Raw genomic sequence first — 15421 nt, forward strand, 5'->3', positions numbered from 1 at the left:
ATCTTGCTTTATTAACATCGACCTTACCAACGGTGAAAACCCCTAGAAGCGGATCAACCCCACGCCGGGCGGTGTGTCCGAGCGCCATGCTAGACTTTGACGCAACCTGCGGGGGTGCCCCGCAGCATCGCAATCACCACATCATGAAATCGACGGAACCCAAGCGGCTTTACCAATCGGTGGCCGCGCAGATCCTGGCGCTCATCCGCAACGGTGAGTTCCCGCCGGGCGAGCGCCTCCCTCCGGAGCGCGAACTGGCGCTCAAGCTCGGCGTATCGCGCCCATCGTTGCGGGAAGCGTTGATCGCGCTCGAAATAGGCGGTCAGGTGGAGATTCGAATGGGCTCCGGCGTCTATGCCTGCGAAACCGGCGCCGACGATGCCGGGGCCGTCAGCGCGCTCGGCGATAGCCCGTCCGAGTTGATGCAGGCGCGCGCGGCTATCGAGGGCAGCGTCGTCGTGCTGGCCACGGCGCGGATGAATGCGGCGATGCTCGATCGCTTGCGTCGCACGGTCGAGCGAATGCGCCGGCTTGCTGCGGCGGGCAAGTCGCCGGTCGAGGCCGATCGGCAGTTTCATATGCTGATTGCGGAAGCCGCCGGCAATTCGGTGCTGAGCCGCTACATGGGCGAACTGTTCGATAGCCGCCACGATCCGATTGCAGCGGCCATGCGCGGCCACGCGGAGAGCGCGCAAACCTGGACGGCCGCCGTGCAGGAACATGAGGCGGTGCTCAAAGCGTTGCAGGCCGGCGATCCGATCGCCGCGCAAACGGCCATGCGCGCGCATCTATTGGCGTCGGAAGAGCGGTGGGTCAGTGGAGCATTGAAGCGCGGGGAGGATTAGCGATGCGCTTGCTAGCGAAATAAACGGAAATGCGCGAAACGCGATCTTATTGAAAGCGCGAAGGAGGATGCGCAGGTTGAAACTGTCGATCGGACCGGCAGTGACGCAACCGCGTTCGATATCGGTCACGCAGATACACAAAGGGCCGGTCAAACCGGCCCTTGTTTCACGCTTGCTCTACTTCAGAGCGTTTAAAGCGGCGTGATGTTTGCAGCTTGCAAGCCCTTCGGGCCGCGCTTCGTCTCGTAGCTCACCTTTTGATTTTCCGCGAGCGTCTTGAAGCCCTCGCCGCGCACTTCGGAGAAGTGAGCGAAAAGATCGTCGCCGCCCGCATCGGGAGTGATGAAGCCAAAGCCCTTGCTATCGTTGAACCACTTAACGGTACCGGTATCCATGCGAATTCCTGACAAAAAAATAATAGCTCCATTCCGGAGCGACAAAAAACTTCAAGGAAGAAGAGAGGATAACGAGTACCGCGCAGAAGAGGCGGAAAATGGTGATCAGCAATCGAGCTTCTTGAATATTTCGAGGCTCACAGTAACCTAGCGGGCCTGGAGTGTCAACGTATATCGTTAGCGCGGTCGTTTGACGCCTTATCGCGGCCGATCCATCGTCTGCTGCAGCGTGTCGATGAACGCGCGCACTTTGGCGCTCAACAACCGGCGCGAGCTGTATAGCGCCCAGATCTCCACCGCGGAGCCCGCATCGACGCCAAGCTGAACGAGCCTTCCCGCAGCCACGTCCGGCGCGGCCAGCAGCCCGGGCAGCAAGGCCACGCCAGCGCCATCCAGCACGGCCTCCCGCACCATCAGTAACGACGACATGTGCAAGACCGGCGTAGGCGTAATCGTGCGCAGCCGGCCGTTCTTCATCTCGATCTGCCAACGCACGTCGGCAAGCGTGTTACTGGTCAACACGGCCGGCAATGCGAGCGGCGCCGCGGGGTCTTTCGGCGCGCGCGGAATCGAGAGCGAGCGCGGTGCAACGAGCACACGGCGATCGGTCGCAATGCAGCGACCCACGAGCAGCGCGTCCTGAGGTGGATTGATACGCAATACGAGGTCGAAGCCGTCCTGCACGGGATCGGAAATGCGATCTTCCGCGACGATCTCCAACTCCACTTGCGGGTAGGCCAGCGCGTATCGCGACGCGATGCGGCTCAATACGACGTGGCCGAACACCAGCGGCGCGCTGACGCGTAACCGCCCGCGCGGTACCGGCGCCCGGGCGGCAACGGCTTCGCCCGCTTCCGCGATTTCCGCCAACAAGCCGCGTGTGCGTTCATGAAGGGTGAGCCCTTCCTCGGTCAAGCGAAGCGTGCGCGCGCCACGTTCGAGCAAGCGCACGCCAAGATCCATTTCGAGTTCGGCAACGTGGCGCGAGAGCGTCGCCTTGGGGCGGCCGGTCACGCGACTGGCGGGGCCGAAGCCCTTGTGTTCGGCGACGGCGTTGAAGTCAGCCAGTGCAGCGAGATCCATGTTCGTTCCATTTTCGAGACAGACGGTCTCGATTATCGGTCTTTCACTACATCCATGGAACGAATATCGTTCATTCCGCCGGGCCGACAAACGACGGCCCTTCAATCACCGAATCAAGGAGAAACATCATGGCTATTCTCGTGACGGGCGCTACCGGCGTCGTGGGTTCGCAAGTTATCGCGCATTTGCAGAACGAGGGCGCGCACGTGCGTGCGCTGACGCGCTCGCCGGAAAAAGCGAAGTTCGAAGGCAACGTTACGCCGGTGAAAGGCGAGATCGCCGATATCGCCGCCATGCGCGCGGCGATGCGGGGCATCGACACGTTGTTTCTGCTCGTTCCAAACGCGGCCGACGAACTGACGCAAGCGTTGCAAGCAATGAGTATCGCGCGCGAAGCGGGCGTGAAAGGGATCGTGTATCTGTCGGTATTCAAAGGCGCCGAGTACGTCGACGTACCGCATTTCACGAGCAAACATACGGTTGAACGGATGGTCGAGGAGATGGATCTTCCTGCGACGGTGCTGCGTCCCGCGTATTTCATGCAGAACGATGTCCGGCAGAAAGAGGCGCTGCTCGGGCATGGCATTTATGGCATGCCGATCGGAAACAAGGGCATTTCGATGGTGGACGTGCGCGACATCGGCGACGCAGCCGCTCGCGAGTTGCTGCGTCGTGCGCGATCCGCCGCGCCGTTGCCGCGCGTGACGTTCGATCTGGTCGGGCCGGACGCGCTCACGTCGGATGCGATTCGCGCAATTTGGGCCGATGCGTTGCAGCGCCCGGTTCGTTATGCCGGCGACGATCTGGACGCGCTCGAAGCGCAACTCAAACCGTTCACCCCCGACTGGCTCGTGTACGACATCCGCTTGATGATGCAGCGCTACCAGCAGGACGGCGCCGTGGCTACCTCTCGCGAAATCGATTCGTTCAGCGCTTTATTGGGGCGCGCTCCGCGCTCGTATCGGGACTTCGCGCAAGCCACCGCAGCAACATGGTCGTCTAGTTGAAGCACCGGCGATGAAGGTCACGCGTCGACGCATCGAACGCGCGACCCTCGGCAGGGCAAAGCGGCGGCGAGGCGTCACGACCTCGTAGCCGCTGCGCGTTCCTCGGCGTGCTCGCGCATTTCCGCACCGGACTGACGAAGGATATGCACTGCGGACGTCGACGCGAGGATCGAGATCACTGCGGCAACGGCCAGATCCGGCCATGCCGATCCAGTCCCGAACACGCCGAGCGCGGCCAGCAACACCGCGATGTTGCCGAGGACGTCGTTGCGGGTGCACAGCCAAACGCTGCGCATGTTGCTATCGCCTTCCCGATAGCGAAACAGCAGCGCAGCCACCATGCCGTTCGCCAGAAGCGCGCAGGCGCCGACCACTCCCATGGTAGGCACGCTCGGCACGCGCCCTGTGAAGAAGTGCCAAGCCGCCAGCGCCAATACCCAGACGCCGAACGCGAGCATCGTTGCCGCTTTGAGCCGCGAGGCGCGCGCACGCACGCCCAGATTCATGCCCAGCACCGCCAAGCTGATGCCGTAGTTAGCGGCGTCGCCAAGAAAGTCGAGCGAATCGGCCAATAGCGACACCGACCCGCCACGAAGGCCCGACAACACTTCGACGACGAACATCGTGCAATTGATCACGAGCGCAATCCAAAGCAGCCGGCGATAGCCTTCGCGCCGCGGGTTCAGTTGGTCGTCGCAATGGTGACAGCAATCACCGGGCATAGCCCCTCTCCATAGATCCCGAAACGCGTATCCTGAACCCTGTAGTCACTACAGGGTCAAGCCATGACGGCAACGTATTCCATTGGCACATTGAGCGAATTGTCTGGCGTCAACGTCGAGACCATCCGCTACTACGAGAAGGTTGGTGTATTGCCCGCCGTCAGTCGGGCCAGCAATGGGTACCGCCAGTACGACGACACCTCCGTCGATCGCCTGGCGTTCATTCGACGCGGCCGCGAACTGGGCTTCACCATCGATGAGATTCGCGATCTGATCTCACTCGCGCATCATCCCGACCAGCTGTGCGCAGACGCCGATCGCATGACGCGTGCCCATCTCGCAGACATAGAAGGCAAAATCCGTGACCTCCAGCGGATGCGGCGCGCACTGCTGCGAGCGGCCGACTGCCACAGCCAGACGGCGGAGCACTGCGAACTACTGCAGGCACTCGGCGCTGCCGCTGCGAGGAGGCGAAAGACATCATTGGCGCCTGGTGGTCGAAAGGTACCCGGGTCGTCACCGAATTCGACGAAGCCACGTTGAACTTCGCTTCCGGATTGCCTACCCCTTGCCCACTTGCTTGCCCCGATTGCGCGCCGTACCGCCGCCAGTCGCAGGCGCACCCAAGGTAGCGAGAATCCGATCGCGGCAAACCGTCAGAATCTCATCTGCCAGCAGCGAATCGTCCGGGCAAGCGCGCGACATGACGAGGGCGCCTACCGCCTGCGCGAAGATGCCGATGAACTTGGCCCGCGCCTTGGCTGCGTCCTCGCCATCGAGCGACGAACCGTGGCCATTCAATGCGACCAGCAAGTCCTCGATGCCCTCGGCAAACGTCGCGCGGACCGCTTCCGACTGGCGCGCGGCATCGCCTCCCAACGCCGCCATCGTGCAGCCGGTCGCACGCGTGTCGCGGTGCTCGCGCGAGAGGTAAAGCCGCACGAACTCAGATGGGTCCAAGCCGGCGCTCAGCGCCGCAGTCTGCGCGATGCCGCAGGCAGCCGATTCCGCCATCAAGTCGGCCTTTGAGCCGAAGTGTTTATAAAAACCGCCGTGAGTGAAGCCGGCGGCCGCCATCAGATCGGCTACGCCAACCCCATCGTAGCCGCGCTCGCGAAACAGCGCGGACGCCGTCTCGACGACGTGCGCCCGATTGGCCTGCGCCTGTGCCTTGGTGACCTTCATTTCTAGACCGCCGTGAGCAGATGTCTGCGGAAAAACCTCACTATACATTGATGTCGACCATCATCAAAGTCTTGACTATTTTGATTATGATCATCATCATTGTGTCGTTGTCGTCGATCACCCTGCTGCGGCGGCCGCGTTTTTGCCGCCGCTTTCGCCCCTTCCGAACAATGCTTGAAAAGGAAATTTCTCATGACCACGCTTTCGACCGTCCTCGTCACCGGCGCCTCCAGCGGCATCGGCGCCACTTACGCCGAGCGCTTCGCCCGCCGCGGCCATGACCTCGTGCTCGTCGCCCGCGACAAGAGCCGCCTCGACGCGTTGGCGGCGCGCCTGCGTGAAGCTCACGGAGTCGGCGTCGACGTGCTGCAAGCCGATCTCACTAGCCCGGCCGATGTGTCCGCTGTCGAAACGCGCCTGCGCGACGACGCTCGCATCGGCATTCTCGTGAACAATGCCGGCATCGCTCAAACCGGCGGCTTCCAGCAGCAAAGCGCGCAGGACATCGAGCGCCTGATCGCGCTCAACGTCACCGCACTGACGCGGCTCGCGGGTGCGGTTGCGTCGCGCTTCGCGCAGTCGGGTGCCGGCGCGATCGTCAACATCGGCTCCGTCGTCGCTTTGGCGCCCGAGTTCGGCATGTCGATTTACGGCGCCTCGAAGGCCTTCGTGCTCTTTCTGTCGCAAGGCCTGCACTTGGAGCTCTCGCCCAAGGGCGTCTACGTGCAGGCGGTGTTGCCGGCAACGACGCGCACCGAAATTTGGGAGCGCGCCGGCATCGACGTCAACGCGCTTCCCGAGGTGATGGAAGTCGGTGAACTGGTCGATGCGGCGCTGGTGGGGTTCGATCGCCGTGAACTCGTGACCATCCCGCCGTTGCACGTCGCCGAACGCTGGGATGCGCTCGATGGCGCCCGCCAAGGATTGCTGGGGGACATTCGGCAATCGCAAGCGGCCGAACGCTATCGAACCGAAGCCTGACCAGCGCGGGGCTGTCGCGAATTAAGTCGTGTCATGCGTTGCTCGCGGCTGCAAGCCGGACTTGCCTGAACCTTCTCGCCACCTACAACGAGAACCTCGTCACACCGGAGTCGAAGCAACATGAAAGCGCTCACATTCAAACGCTATGGCAAGACACCCGAGATCGGCTTGACCGAAATCGCAAGACCACGCCCCGCACCACACGAGCTTCTGGTGGAAGTCCATGCGGCGGGATTGAACCCCATCGACACGATGATCCCGAAGGGGACGTTCAAACCGATCTTGAAGTTCGAGTTCCCCGCCACGCTGGGCAGCGATCTCGCGGGCGTCGTGATCGAAGTTGGTAGCGGCGTGACACGCTTCAAACCCGGCGATGCCGTCTTCGCCAGCGTGTTCGATCTCGGCACGGGGGCCATCGCCGAATTCGCCGTCGTGCCGGAAAGCGCGGCGGCGCCCAAGCCTATTAATCTGGACTTCGTACAAGCGGCTGCTGTCCCCATGGTCGGGCTCACTTCATGGCAAGCGCTGAAGGAACGGGCCGGCCTGCTGCCCGGCCAAAAGGTTTTCATTCCAGCTGGTTCGGGCGGTATCGGCACATTTGCGATCCAACTCGCAAAATACTTTGGCGCGCATGTGGGAACGAACACGAGCACGGCCAATGTCGAACTGGTGCGCAGCCTGGGCGCGGACGAAGTGATCGACTACAAGAAGCACGCATTCGAGCAAGCGTTGAGCGGCTATGACATCGTGCTCGGCACCCTTCGAGGCGACGCGATCGAAAAATCGCTTGGCATCCTCGCGAAGCGAGGCAAGATTGTTTCGCTCGTCGGTCCGCTCGACGCAGCATTCGCGCGCACCCGCCGGCTCGGCTTCGTCTTCCGGCTCATATTCGCACTCATGAGTCGCAAGATCATGCGCCTTGCGAGCAAGCGCGGCGTCAGCTATTCGTTTCTATTCTTGCGCCCCGATGGCGCTCAACTCGCGAAGATAGGCCAGTTGCTCGAAGCAGAACGGATTCGGCCGGTAATCGACCGGGTCTTCCCGTTCGAGCAAGCGAAGCAAGCGCTAGACTATCTAGCGCGGGGACGCGCCAAGGGGAAAGTCGTCGTCAGCCTAAAGTGAGGAGCAACGGCGCGGCACGGGAGCCGAAGCGGCTTGCGTGCTCATCTACGTCAACGCATGAGGACTGATCTAGGCGGCACCGGCAATGGCAACGTCGGTGTTCATCTGCTCGACATGCTACAAAGTGCGGCAAAAGGGGCGGGACGTCAGCCTCGGACCGCACCTGTCTTCGGCGGGTTCGTCAGCCCATCATCGAATACTCGATTCGCGCTGCTTCACGTGATCGATGAAGGCCCGCAGCTTCGGCATCATCTGCCGGCGGCTCGGGTAGTAGAGAAACACGCCCGGCGTCATCGGCGCGAACGGCTCGAGGACATGCACCAGCTTGTCCGCTGCCAGCGCTTCAGCGGCTATCGGCTCGGGCACTTGAGCCAGCCCGACGCCTTCGAGGGCCGCGCCCAGCATCGTGGAAAAATCGCTGGCGATGAGCGGTCCGGCTACCGCGATCTCGATCGGCTGTTCGTTGTCATTGAACGACCACAGCGCCAGAGCGCCGCTCGATCGCCGCCAGCGCACGCAGGCGTGCCCGCGTAAATCGTCGATCCGTTCGGGCCGCGGGCGCTCCGCGAAGTAGGCAGGGCTTCCCACGACGATGAGACGAAGCGGCGGCGTCAGCGGTATGGCCACCATGTCAGGTTCGACGAATTGCCCCAGCCGAATACCGGCATCGAATCCTTCCGCGGCAAGATCGGTCAACTCCTTGCTGACGGCGATCTCCACTTCGATCTCTGGATACGCCTGGCAGAAGGTCGCGATAAGCGGTTCGAGCAGAATCGGCACCGCCGCCCGCGGCACTGAAAGCCGCAACAATCCGCTAGGCCGCTGACCCAGCCCGCGCGCAAGCTCGCTGGCGGCGAGCAGTTCCTCGAAGGCGGGCTTCGCTTGCGAAAGGAACCGCTCACCCGCTTCGGTCAAGCCGACGCTGCGCGTGGTGCGGATGAAAAGCGCGGCGCCAATGCGCGCCTCCAGTACGCGCACCGCCTGGCTGACGGCCGAAGGCGTCATGCCCAGTTCCGCCGCCGCCCGGCGAAAACTGCGATGCCGAGCGACGCTGAGGAACACCTCCACGCCATCGAGCGCGCCCTGCCTGACTGTGAAATTGCGCTTCATAGCCCGTGCACATTGTGAGCAATAGTCGCTCGCGAGGGGCCATGTTACACCTATGCCTGCAAGCGAGGCGGCGCCCGAACGTAGGCTCGAGCGCCTCGATACACGGCTGAAGCCATGGAGGAATCCCGCAATGATCGATGCACTGAATGGCGTGCGCGAGCACTATCGCACGACCGGCTTGGCCGAGCGGCTCAAGGTTGCGCTGGCGGCCCTTGGGCCGGAGGAACAGCTGCTCATGCCACAACAACTGGGCGCCCTGGATCAGTTTCATACGCGAGGCCTTGCCGCCACCGCGGAACTTGCCAAATTGGCCGGTATCACCGCCGAGATGTCGGTGCTCGACGTGGGTTCGGGCGTCGGTGGCCCGGCCCGCTTCCTGGCCGCAACTTATGGCTGCCGGGTGACGGGCATCGACCTCAGCGAACCGTTCGTGGATGCCGCACGTTACCTGACGCAGCGCACCGGCCAGAGCGAACGCGTGTCGTTCCGCGCCGCCAGCGCGTTGGCCCTTCCGTTCGACGACGGCGAATTCGATGTCGTATTGCTGCAGCATGTGGCGATGAACATCGCCGATCGGGTCGAGCTTTACCGCGAGATCGAACGCGTGCTGAAGCCGTCCGGCAGGTTCGCAACGTTCGACGTAGTGGCGAAGGACGGCGAGCCGCACTACCCCGTTCCCTGGGCGCGTACGCCGGCCACGAGCTTTCTCTTGACGGCCGATGCAACGCGCGCGGCGATCGAGCAGGCGGGTTTTCGGACATTGGTAGCGCAAGACGACACCGAAGCGGCCAAAGCCTGGATCGCTCAGTTGCGCGAGTCGGGGCCGCCGCCCGCGCCGAATCTCGGCGTTGTGATGGGGCCGGATTTCGCGCAGCTTGCCAGCAATCTGGGGCGAAATCTCATGGAAGGCCGTGTGGGTGTATTCACTGCAGTTTTCGAGGCCGCATCGTCGAAGAATTTCGCAGAAGGGGGGCAGCGCTGAGGCCTCCTACGGCGCTAAGCGGCAGTGTTCCGCTGTGCGCCGCACAGCGCACTGGAGCGCAGAGAATCGTTCGTCGAAGATGCACCGCGCCTGCGCGTCGACCGGCACGCCTCATCCGAATCACGCCACAGTTGTCACTCTCCCCTGCCGCGGACGGGGTGGCACTCTATCCACGGTCACCAACCGATGCGCCAGAACCTACCGGCGCAAACATGACGCGACACGTGGAGAAACGAAATGCAAAACATCGCCGTATGGGGTTTCAAGTGGATACCGCCTTTCGCCCAGGGGCTCGTGCGCGACTTGCGCGTTCGCTGGGCGCTCGAAGAGGCTGGGCTAGCCTATGAAAGCCGATGGATCGGCATCGACGAGTTGAAGACCGATGCCTATCGGCACAAGCATCCTTTCGGCATGGTGCCGGTGCTCGAGTCCGACGACGGCCTCTCGATCGAATCGGGCGCGATCGTCCACGCCATTGCGCAGCAGAGCGAGACCCTCCTGCCCGCCGATCTGCGCAATGTCACGCTCGCCTGGATGTTCACCGCGCTCAATACCGTGGAGCCGGTGGTCTGGAATCTCTTCACCATGGACGTGCTGCACCGTGACGAAGCGTGGGTGCCGTTGCGGCGTCCCGGCGCCGTAGACGAGGTCAAGACGCGATTGGCCGCGCTTTCCGACTGCCTTGCCGGTCGCGACTATCTGCTAGAGCGCTTCACGGCGGCCGACATTCTGATGACGACCGTCCTGCGCTTCATCAGGCATACGGATCTCGTGGCCGAATTTGCGCCGCTCGATGCCTACGTCAAACGATGCGAAGCGCGGCCAGCCTTTCAGGCTGCCTTGCGTAATCAGATGGAAGGCTACGCGCGCAACGAGCCGGCAGCGGCCTGAGCATGCAACAGCGCGGCCAAACGCCCGAAGGCGTTAGGCCGCTCATGACGGAAACCGAGTCGGCGAACCGCCGCAAGATTTCGCGGCAGCTTTGCGGTCGTTAGCTAACCCACGCGCCGTGAAATCCCGCGGGGATCCGCCTCGGCAGCCGCACCGTCGCAACCGGCGCACGTTCTATATCGTTGCCGTCGAGGATAACCAGATCGCTCGTATCCGTTGCACGACGATAGACGCAGACGAGCACCCAACCATCGTCCTCCGCGGACGATGCGGAACGCGCGACGAATACGGGTTCACTGTTTTGGTCGCCTTCGGGAACGCCGTATCGCTGTATCGAACCGGAACCGAGATCGTAACGAAGGACGCCTCGGAACTCCGTGTTCGTGGGTTGCTCCACGGCATATAGGAACCGATAAGCGCGGCCGGTTCGTCGTTCGTCGATGCGGGGCAGTTCGATATGCACATCCGCCATCTGCTTTTCCGTCACGACGCCGCTATTTAGGTCAATGACATAGCGCCATAGAACGCCGAGCGGGGACGGCTCGAACGTCGAATCGTCGTCGGCGAGACGAAAGTAGCGGGGATATCGAACCGCGTCCAATACGATCGTCGCCGCATCGGCATCGTAAGCATTCACCACGTGTTGAATAAAGCACGGCGCTATTTCAAACCACTGCACTTCACCGCCATGTCGCCGGACGACGCCGAGCCTCGCCTGGTGATCATCGCGCCAACGCAACGGCATTCGGTGCCCCCGGGATAGCATCGAAAAGTCGTATCCGACATTGAGATCCATCAGGATGCTGTGCGTCGCGGTGATCGCCATGTCGTGCATCATCGACGGCGATGGCATGTCGATGTCGACGTCCACGGTGGGTGCCCCTTTTGCATCTGCCACCGTGTAGCGCAAAAACGGCTTCTTCCAATCGGCGCGAAAGCTCATCAGCTCGCCCGTGTGCGGGTCGACTTTCGGATGGGCCGTCGTGCCATTCGCCAGGCCCGGATGACGACAGGTTGCCCCGAGCGTCTCGAGGGCGGCGGTGATCGCAAGCGGCGCACCGCCTTCAGCCAGTGCCAATATTTCACCCCCGTGGGAAAGCACGTTCACGTTCGGGTTCGTATCCAGGAGATCGGGCGCCGCATGAGGTTCGCGTGCGCTGGCCCAGCGCTTCGTGCGGGCCCAGCGATTCCGATAGTTCGTTGCACGCCCGCCGCTCAGCGAGATGCCATGCAACATGGCGTCTTCGGGCCACCAGTCCAACACGTCGTTTCCGTTGAAATGCCCGCGCAAAGGGTTGGGCCCATTACGCACCAATACCCCATCGAGCTGCGGCGGTATTTCGCCGATAACGGGAAGCTCCGTAATGTCGACTTCGTCGAGGACGGCCGCCGTGGCGCCGGAATTCAAGTCGAGTGTGGCCATGGTTGTCTTGGCCCCATCAGCGCGTGGGCGCGTGCTCATATGGGTCGTCGCCATCGACGACAGAGAGCGCGATCACGTGCTCGCGCACGTCCGTCGGCCATGCTGCGATCTGTTCACGCAATCGCGACTGATCGTTCGCAAATAACGCACGCGTGGCCTCTTCGAAACCAGGCATGTCTCCGGCCATCGCGGACATGAAATGGTAGGCGCGCTCCTGGGCTTTGCGACGCCGGTCTTGCTCGCCGTTCGTGCGCCGCGCTTCGTCGACCAGCTTGCGTAGCGCCACCGAAGCGCCGCCGGGTTGTGCGCTGAGCCAGCTCCAATGCCGCGGCAAAAGAGTGACCTCGCGTGCAACCACGCCCAACTTGGGGCGCCCGCGCCCGCGCGGCGCATTCTCCGCGCTGTCGGCTTCGCTCGAATCGCCTGCCGCTAGCGACGCGTCTTGTGGGGTGGCTCCGCCATGATCTTTGGCGCTAGCCGGGTGCGCGGCGAGTCGAGCCAATACTTGGTCATCCGTGCCGCGGGTGTCGATGTCGAGCGAGCGTCCGGTGCCGTCATCGAACATCAGAACAGGGCCCGATGCGCCGTTTTCGACGGCATGCTTTACCGCCAAGGCGACAGCTTCCAATGCGCCTGATGCGATGCGCCGATGGCCGTCGAAGGCGGTATAGGTAACGAGAGAAGGAGAGGACATCGTTCGAATCTCGAGTTGGAATGGTCCGCAATTTATACCCGGATGAAATAGATGTCAATATTATCCGGGTATAAATATCGAGATTCGAGGTTCGCTTCAACGACGACACAGCGCTCTGTGTGGCGTGGCCCGAGCGCCTGCATTGATGCAGGCTCACCTTTGCGATCGGTTGCGCCGCGTTGTCACAAGGCAGCATCGCCCCCTAACGTGGTCACTTCCACGGTGAGTTCAGGATGATGCTGCAGACGTTGACCCGCTCGAAGGCGGCATCTTTATGTGCCAGAAAATCATCGTTGAAGGTGCCGAACGTACTGCTTGGACGATGCTTCATGCCGTCATAAAAGGCATCGATTATCTTGTTTGCGAAGTCGGCCTCACGCGGATAGCTACCGACCACCGCGGCGCGCTGTTCCTCCGTGAGCGCGCCGAAGCCGCGTCCCGCCACGTCCATCCCGGCCCCCGCTTGCAGTAAGGCGATTTCCCCGTGCATGTGCTCTGGGATGCCCGGCGTCGTATGGAGTGCGACAGCGGTCCATACCCTATCGATGTCTTGCTCCAAAATACGATGGCTTCGCAAAAAATCGCGCGCGGCGTTCGCGCCGTCGACCTCGAAGCGCAACTGGCTTTCGCTATAGGCTGACGTGAGCCCTAGATCGTGAAACATGGCCGCAACGTAGAGCAATTCGGGATCGAAGGCGATACCCTTGCTCTTTCCGAGCAACGCGCCCCATAGGTAGACGCGGGCGGAATGATTGAACAGCAACTCGCTTTCGGTGTCGAGAATGAGCTGCGTGACTTCACGCATCAGGTTACTGTCGGGGATCACGACGCCGAGCATGTCGGCGCTCGACACAGCTTTGCCTTGAATCATCTGATTACTCGATCTATTAGGACGACGGACCCGCGGGCCAGCACCGATTGGCCCCGATACACGCACGAAGCTACGCTTTGATCGAGCCATAAAACAGCACCAAGATCGAGAACTTCCAATGCATCATGGCGAATACATCTCCCTCCCGATCGGCGTCGATCGCAACGGCCCCGCCTCGTTGTCCGCGCAGATCTACGCTTCGATCCGAAACGCGATCGAGACGGGGCAGCTCGCCGCCGGCGCGCGGTTGCCTTCGTGGTCGGATCTGGCGGCGCAACTCGGCGTGTCGCGGGGGACCGTGCGCACGGCGTACGAGCGCCTAATCGACGAGCAATTCGTAATCGGTCTAGGGGCAGCAGGTACGCGCGTAGCAGAACGCCCGTCTCTGCCGGCGATACCCAATTGGTCGCCGGACGCGCCGCCCCTTCCCGATCTCTTCAGCGATTTCGGTACCACGCCTTTGGTATTTCAAATGGGCGTGCCGGCCCAAGACGCCTTTCCGTTCAAGCTGTGGTCGCGTATCCAAGCGCATGCGGCGCGGCGCGCGGCGGCCGCTCCCGTCGGATACCCCGATCCTCGCGGCGATCCGGATTTGCGAAGGGAAATTGCCGCCTATCTCGGCGTGGCGCGCGGCCTGCGATGCAATCCCTCTCAGGTGTTCGTCACGACCGGGTTCTCGGGAGCGCTGAACCTGGCGATTCGCGGGCTTCAGGTCGAAAGGCGGGACGCCTGGATGGAGGACCCTGGCTTTCCGCTCACGCGCACCGCCCTCGGCTTGGCGGGAATGACCGTGACGGCAGTGCCGGTGGATGCCCACGGCCTCGACGTCGATGCCGGCATCCGGCAGACGCCTCAGGCCGCACTCGCCATCGTGACGCCGGGCCAGCAGGCGCCGCTCGGGATGACGATGTCGCTGCCCCGACGGCTTTCGCTGCTCGCTTGGGCCAAGCGAAACGACGCCTGGATCGTTGAAGATGATTATCTGGGCGAGCTTCAACTGAAAGGACGGGCGGCGCCCGCGCTCGCTTCGCTCGACCAAGCGGGACGCGTCCTGCACATCGGCAGTTTCAGCAAAACCATCACCCCAGCGCTGCGTCTGGGCTTTTTGGTGGTGCCATTGGCAATGGCACATCGATTCGGCGATATCTCCGCGTGCCTCGCACCCGCCCCGGCCGCATCGGTGCAGCACGCGGTGACGGAATTCATGCGCGACGGGCACTATCTGCGCCATCTGCGCCGCATGAAGCGCCTCTACGCCGCGCGGCAAGAAGCCCTCGTCGGTTGTCTCGCGCAAATGGGCTCCGACTCGCTGAAAGTGCTGGCCACGGCCGGCACGGCAATCGTGACCGCGCTGCCCGAATCGGTATCGGATATCGACATTGCATCGAAAGCTCGCCGCTCAGGCTTGGCCCCCGTGCCGCTCTCTTCCTGGTACATGCATGACCCGAGGCAACAGGGGCTGTTGCTGAGCGTGACCAATCTGAACGAGCGCACACTGGCTGCCGATTGCCGCCGGCTGCTCGAACGAATCGACGCGCGCAATTGAGCGTGCAGCAAGCGGGCCGCTGCATCGCGTCATGGTGCATGAAATATGTTCATTCTTGGTTCTTTCTCGTGCGCTATTTCGAAATCACAATAGGCGCATCTCAAGGAGCCACACGGTGATGAACATTCGATCTTTCGTTTCGGCTGCCTGCATAGGCATGGTCTTCAGCATTGCAATGCCCGCGGGGGCGCATGGCACGGGTGATACCGTCACGCCGAACTTCCAGCACGCCATTCCCAACATTCCGGGCAAGTCGTTGACTGCCGTCGTAGTGGACTATGCCCCCGGCAGCGTTTCACCCGCGCACGAGCACGCGAAGTCCGCGTTCATCTACGCGTACGTCGTGTCCGGCGCCATCGAATCTCAAGTCGACGACGGCCCGAAGCACATCTACCACGCCGGCGAAAGCTTCTTCGAAGCGCCCGGCGCCATCCACCGCGTCAGCCGCAATGCGAGCGACACCCAGCCTGCGAAGCTCTTGGCGGTGTTCGTTGTGGATAGCGACGACAAGATCCTGACCACCCCGGTCAAATAAATCGAGTGCATAAGGTAAAGGAGTGACTC

17 protein-coding genes are annotated in these 15421 nt (G+C 62.5%); 9 read left to right on the top strand and 8 right to left on the bottom strand.

Annotated features, from left to right (window positions below):
- Positions 1 to 143 precede the first annotated feature (143 nt).
- The gene (locus MMB74_RS09635) at positions 144 to 845 is read left to right on the top strand and encodes a FadR/GntR family transcriptional regulator (RefSeq protein WP_277428399.1); all 702 of its coding nucleotides are present in this window, start codon (positions 144 to 146) and stop codon (positions 843 to 845) included.
- A 191-nt stretch (positions 846 to 1036) separates the two neighbouring features.
- Here the strand turns inward: MMB74_RS09635 and MMB74_RS09640 are convergent, their stop codons facing one another.
- Together MMB74_RS09640 and MMB74_RS09645 are read right to left on the bottom strand one after the other, a co-directional pair.
- On the bottom strand, positions 1037 to 1240 hold the full coding sequence (locus tag MMB74_RS09640) for a cold-shock protein (RefSeq protein WP_277428400.1): 204 nt from the start codon (positions 1238 to 1240) through the stop codon (positions 1037 to 1039).
- A gap of 198 nt (positions 1241 to 1438) precedes the next feature.
- Positions 1439 to 2323 (bottom strand): LysR family transcriptional regulator, encoded by an 885-nt coding sequence (locus MMB74_RS09645; RefSeq protein ID WP_277428401.1) that lies wholly within the window; start codon positions 2321 to 2323, stop codon positions 1439 to 1441.
- A 128-nt stretch (positions 2324 to 2451) separates the two neighbouring features.
- Here MMB74_RS09645 and MMB74_RS09650 point away from each other — a divergent pair, with 128 nt between their 5' ends.
- The gene (locus tag MMB74_RS09650) at positions 2452 to 3330 is read left to right on the top strand and encodes an NmrA/HSCARG family protein (protein WP_277428402.1); all 879 of its coding nucleotides are present in this window, start codon (positions 2452 to 2454) and stop codon (positions 3328 to 3330) included.
- Positions 3331 to 3404: 74 nt separating this feature from the next.
- On the opposite strand, the gene MMB74_RS09655 is transcribed toward MMB74_RS09650, so the two are convergent.
- Entirely contained in the window at positions 3405 to 4052 is a 648-nt protein-coding gene (locus tag MMB74_RS09655) for a cation transporter (protein WP_277428403.1), read from the bottom strand.
- Positions 4053 to 4115: 63 nt separating this feature from the next.
- On the opposite strand from MMB74_RS09655, the gene MMB74_RS09660 reads away from it, so the two are divergent.
- On the top strand, positions 4116 to 4595 hold the full coding sequence (locus MMB74_RS09660) for a helix-turn-helix domain-containing protein (RefSeq protein WP_277428404.1): 480 nt from the start codon (positions 4116 to 4118) through the stop codon (positions 4593 to 4595).
- Positions 4596 to 4613: 18 nt separating this feature from the next.
- On the opposite strand, the gene MMB74_RS09665 is transcribed toward MMB74_RS09660, so the two are convergent.
- The gene (locus MMB74_RS09665; RefSeq protein ID WP_277428405.1) at positions 4614 to 5237 is read right to left on the bottom strand and encodes a TetR family transcriptional regulator; all 624 of its coding nucleotides are present in this window, start codon (positions 5235 to 5237) and stop codon (positions 4614 to 4616) included.
- A 192-nt stretch (positions 5238 to 5429) separates the two neighbouring features.
- Between MMB74_RS09665 and MMB74_RS09670 the strand changes: the two genes are divergently transcribed.
- Positions 5430 to 6218 carry an SDR family oxidoreductase gene (locus tag MMB74_RS09670; RefSeq protein WP_277428406.1) on the top strand — a complete coding sequence of 263 codons (789 nt, stop codon included), beginning with the start codon at positions 5430 to 5432 and terminating at the stop codon, positions 6216 to 6218.
- A 120-nt stretch (positions 6219 to 6338) separates the two neighbouring features.
- Entirely contained in the window at positions 6339 to 7340 is a 1002-nt protein-coding gene (locus MMB74_RS09675; RefSeq protein WP_277428407.1) for an NADP-dependent oxidoreductase, read from the top strand.
- Between the two features lie 189 nt (positions 7341 to 7529).
- Here MMB74_RS09675 and MMB74_RS09680 read toward each other — a convergent pair whose 3' ends face one another.
- Entirely contained in the window at positions 7530 to 8450 is a 921-nt protein-coding gene (locus MMB74_RS09680; RefSeq protein ID WP_277428408.1) for a LysR family transcriptional regulator, read from the bottom strand.
- Positions 8451 to 8580: 130 nt separating this feature from the next.
- On the opposite strand from MMB74_RS09680, the gene MMB74_RS09685 reads away from it, so the two are divergent.
- Together MMB74_RS09685 and MMB74_RS09690 are read left to right on the top strand one after the other, a co-directional pair.
- Positions 8581 to 9432 carry a class I SAM-dependent methyltransferase gene (locus MMB74_RS09685; protein WP_277428409.1) on the top strand — a complete coding sequence of 284 codons (852 nt, stop codon included), beginning with the start codon at positions 8581 to 8583 and terminating at the stop codon, positions 9430 to 9432.
- Between the two features lie 237 nt (positions 9433 to 9669).
- A complete protein-coding gene (locus MMB74_RS09690; RefSeq protein ID WP_277428410.1) occupies positions 9670 to 10323 on the top strand; it encodes a glutathione S-transferase family protein in 654 nt (217 codons plus the stop codon).
- A gap of 100 nt (positions 10324 to 10423) precedes the next feature.
- Here MMB74_RS09690 and MMB74_RS09695 read toward each other — a convergent pair whose 3' ends face one another.
- The 3 genes from MMB74_RS09695 to MMB74_RS09705 all read right to left on the bottom strand — a co-directional run bounded on the left by MMB74_RS09695 (position 10424) and on the right by MMB74_RS09705 (position 13311).
- Complete coding sequence (locus tag MMB74_RS09695) at positions 10424 to 11746, bottom strand: carotenoid oxygenase family protein (RefSeq protein ID WP_277428411.1); 1323 nt, start codon at positions 11744 to 11746, stop codon at positions 10424 to 10426.
- Between the two features lie 16 nt (positions 11747 to 11762).
- Positions 11763 to 12440, bottom strand: coding sequence for a DUF2239 family protein (locus tag MMB74_RS09700; RefSeq protein WP_277428412.1), 678 nt, complete (start codon positions 12438 to 12440; stop codon positions 11763 to 11765).
- Positions 12441 to 12651: 211 nt separating this feature from the next.
- On the bottom strand, positions 12652 to 13311 hold the full coding sequence (locus MMB74_RS09705; RefSeq protein WP_277428413.1) for an HD domain-containing protein: 660 nt from the start codon (positions 13309 to 13311) through the stop codon (positions 12652 to 12654).
- 118 nt (positions 13312 to 13429) lie between these two features.
- Between MMB74_RS09705 and MMB74_RS09710 the strand changes: the two genes are divergently transcribed.
- Together MMB74_RS09710 and MMB74_RS09715 are read left to right on the top strand one after the other, a co-directional pair.
- Positions 13430 to 14857, top strand: a complete 1428-nt coding sequence (locus MMB74_RS09710; RefSeq protein ID WP_277428414.1) for a PLP-dependent aminotransferase family protein — start codon at positions 13430 to 13432, stop codon at positions 14855 to 14857.
- Positions 14858 to 14975: 118 nt separating this feature from the next.
- On the top strand, positions 14976 to 15392 hold the full coding sequence (locus MMB74_RS09715; RefSeq protein WP_277428415.1) for a cupin domain-containing protein: 417 nt from the start codon (positions 14976 to 14978) through the stop codon (positions 15390 to 15392).
- Positions 15393 to 15421: the final 29 nt, after the last annotated feature.

Origin of the sequence: Trinickia sp. Y13 (genome assembly GCF_029522115.1) — a bacterium.
GTDB lineage: Bacteria > Pseudomonadota > Gammaproteobacteria > Burkholderiales > Burkholderiaceae > Trinickia.

Coding starts and splice junctions, on each gene's coding strand:
- MMB74_RS09710 (WP_277428414.1), top strand. CDS start 13,430: ATGCATCATGGCGAATACATCTCCCTCCCGATCGGCGTCGATCGCAAC.
- MMB74_RS09675 (WP_277428407.1), top strand. CDS start 6,339: ATGAAAGCGCTCACATTCAAACGCTATGGCAAGACACCCGAGATCGGC.
- MMB74_RS09640 (WP_277428400.1), bottom strand. CDS start 1,240: ATGGATACCGGTACCGTTAAGTGGTTCAACGATAGCAAGGGCTTTGGC.
- MMB74_RS09660 (WP_277428404.1), top strand. CDS start 4,116: ATGACGGCAACGTATTCCATTGGCACATTGAGCGAATTGTCTGGCGTC.
- MMB74_RS09715 (WP_277428415.1), top strand. CDS start 14,976: ATGAACATTCGATCTTTCGTTTCGGCTGCCTGCATAGGCATGGTCTTC.
- MMB74_RS09690 (WP_277428410.1), top strand. CDS start 9,670: ATGCAAAACATCGCCGTATGGGGTTTCAAGTGGATACCGCCTTTCGCC.
- MMB74_RS09705 (WP_277428413.1), bottom strand. CDS start 13,311: ATGATTCAAGGCAAAGCTGTGTCGAGCGCCGACATGCTCGGCGTCGTG.
- MMB74_RS09680 (WP_277428408.1), bottom strand. CDS start 8,450: ATGAAGCGCAATTTCACAGTCAGGCAGGGCGCGCTCGATGGCGTGGAG.
- MMB74_RS09655 (WP_277428403.1), bottom strand. CDS start 4,052: ATGCCCGGTGATTGCTGTCACCATTGCGACGACCAACTGAACCCGCGG.
- MMB74_RS09665 (WP_277428405.1), bottom strand. CDS start 5,237: ATGAAGGTCACCAAGGCACAGGCGCAGGCCAATCGGGCGCACGTCGTC.
- MMB74_RS09670 (WP_277428406.1), top strand. CDS start 5,430: ATGACCACGCTTTCGACCGTCCTCGTCACCGGCGCCTCCAGCGGCATC.
- MMB74_RS09635 (WP_277428399.1), top strand. CDS start 144: ATGAAATCGACGGAACCCAAGCGGCTTTACCAATCGGTGGCCGCGCAG.
- MMB74_RS09700 (WP_277428412.1), bottom strand. CDS start 12,440: ATGTCCTCTCCTTCTCTCGTTACCTATACCGCCTTCGACGGCCATCGG.
- MMB74_RS09645 (WP_277428401.1), bottom strand. CDS start 2,323: ATGGATCTCGCTGCACTGGCTGACTTCAACGCCGTCGCCGAACACAAG.
- MMB74_RS09685 (WP_277428409.1), top strand. CDS start 8,581: ATGATCGATGCACTGAATGGCGTGCGCGAGCACTATCGCACGACCGGC.
- MMB74_RS09650 (WP_277428402.1), top strand. CDS start 2,452: ATGGCTATTCTCGTGACGGGCGCTACCGGCGTCGTGGGTTCGCAAGTT.
- MMB74_RS09695 (WP_277428411.1), bottom strand. CDS start 11,746: ATGGCCACACTCGACTTGAATTCCGGCGCCACGGCGGCCGTCCTCGAC.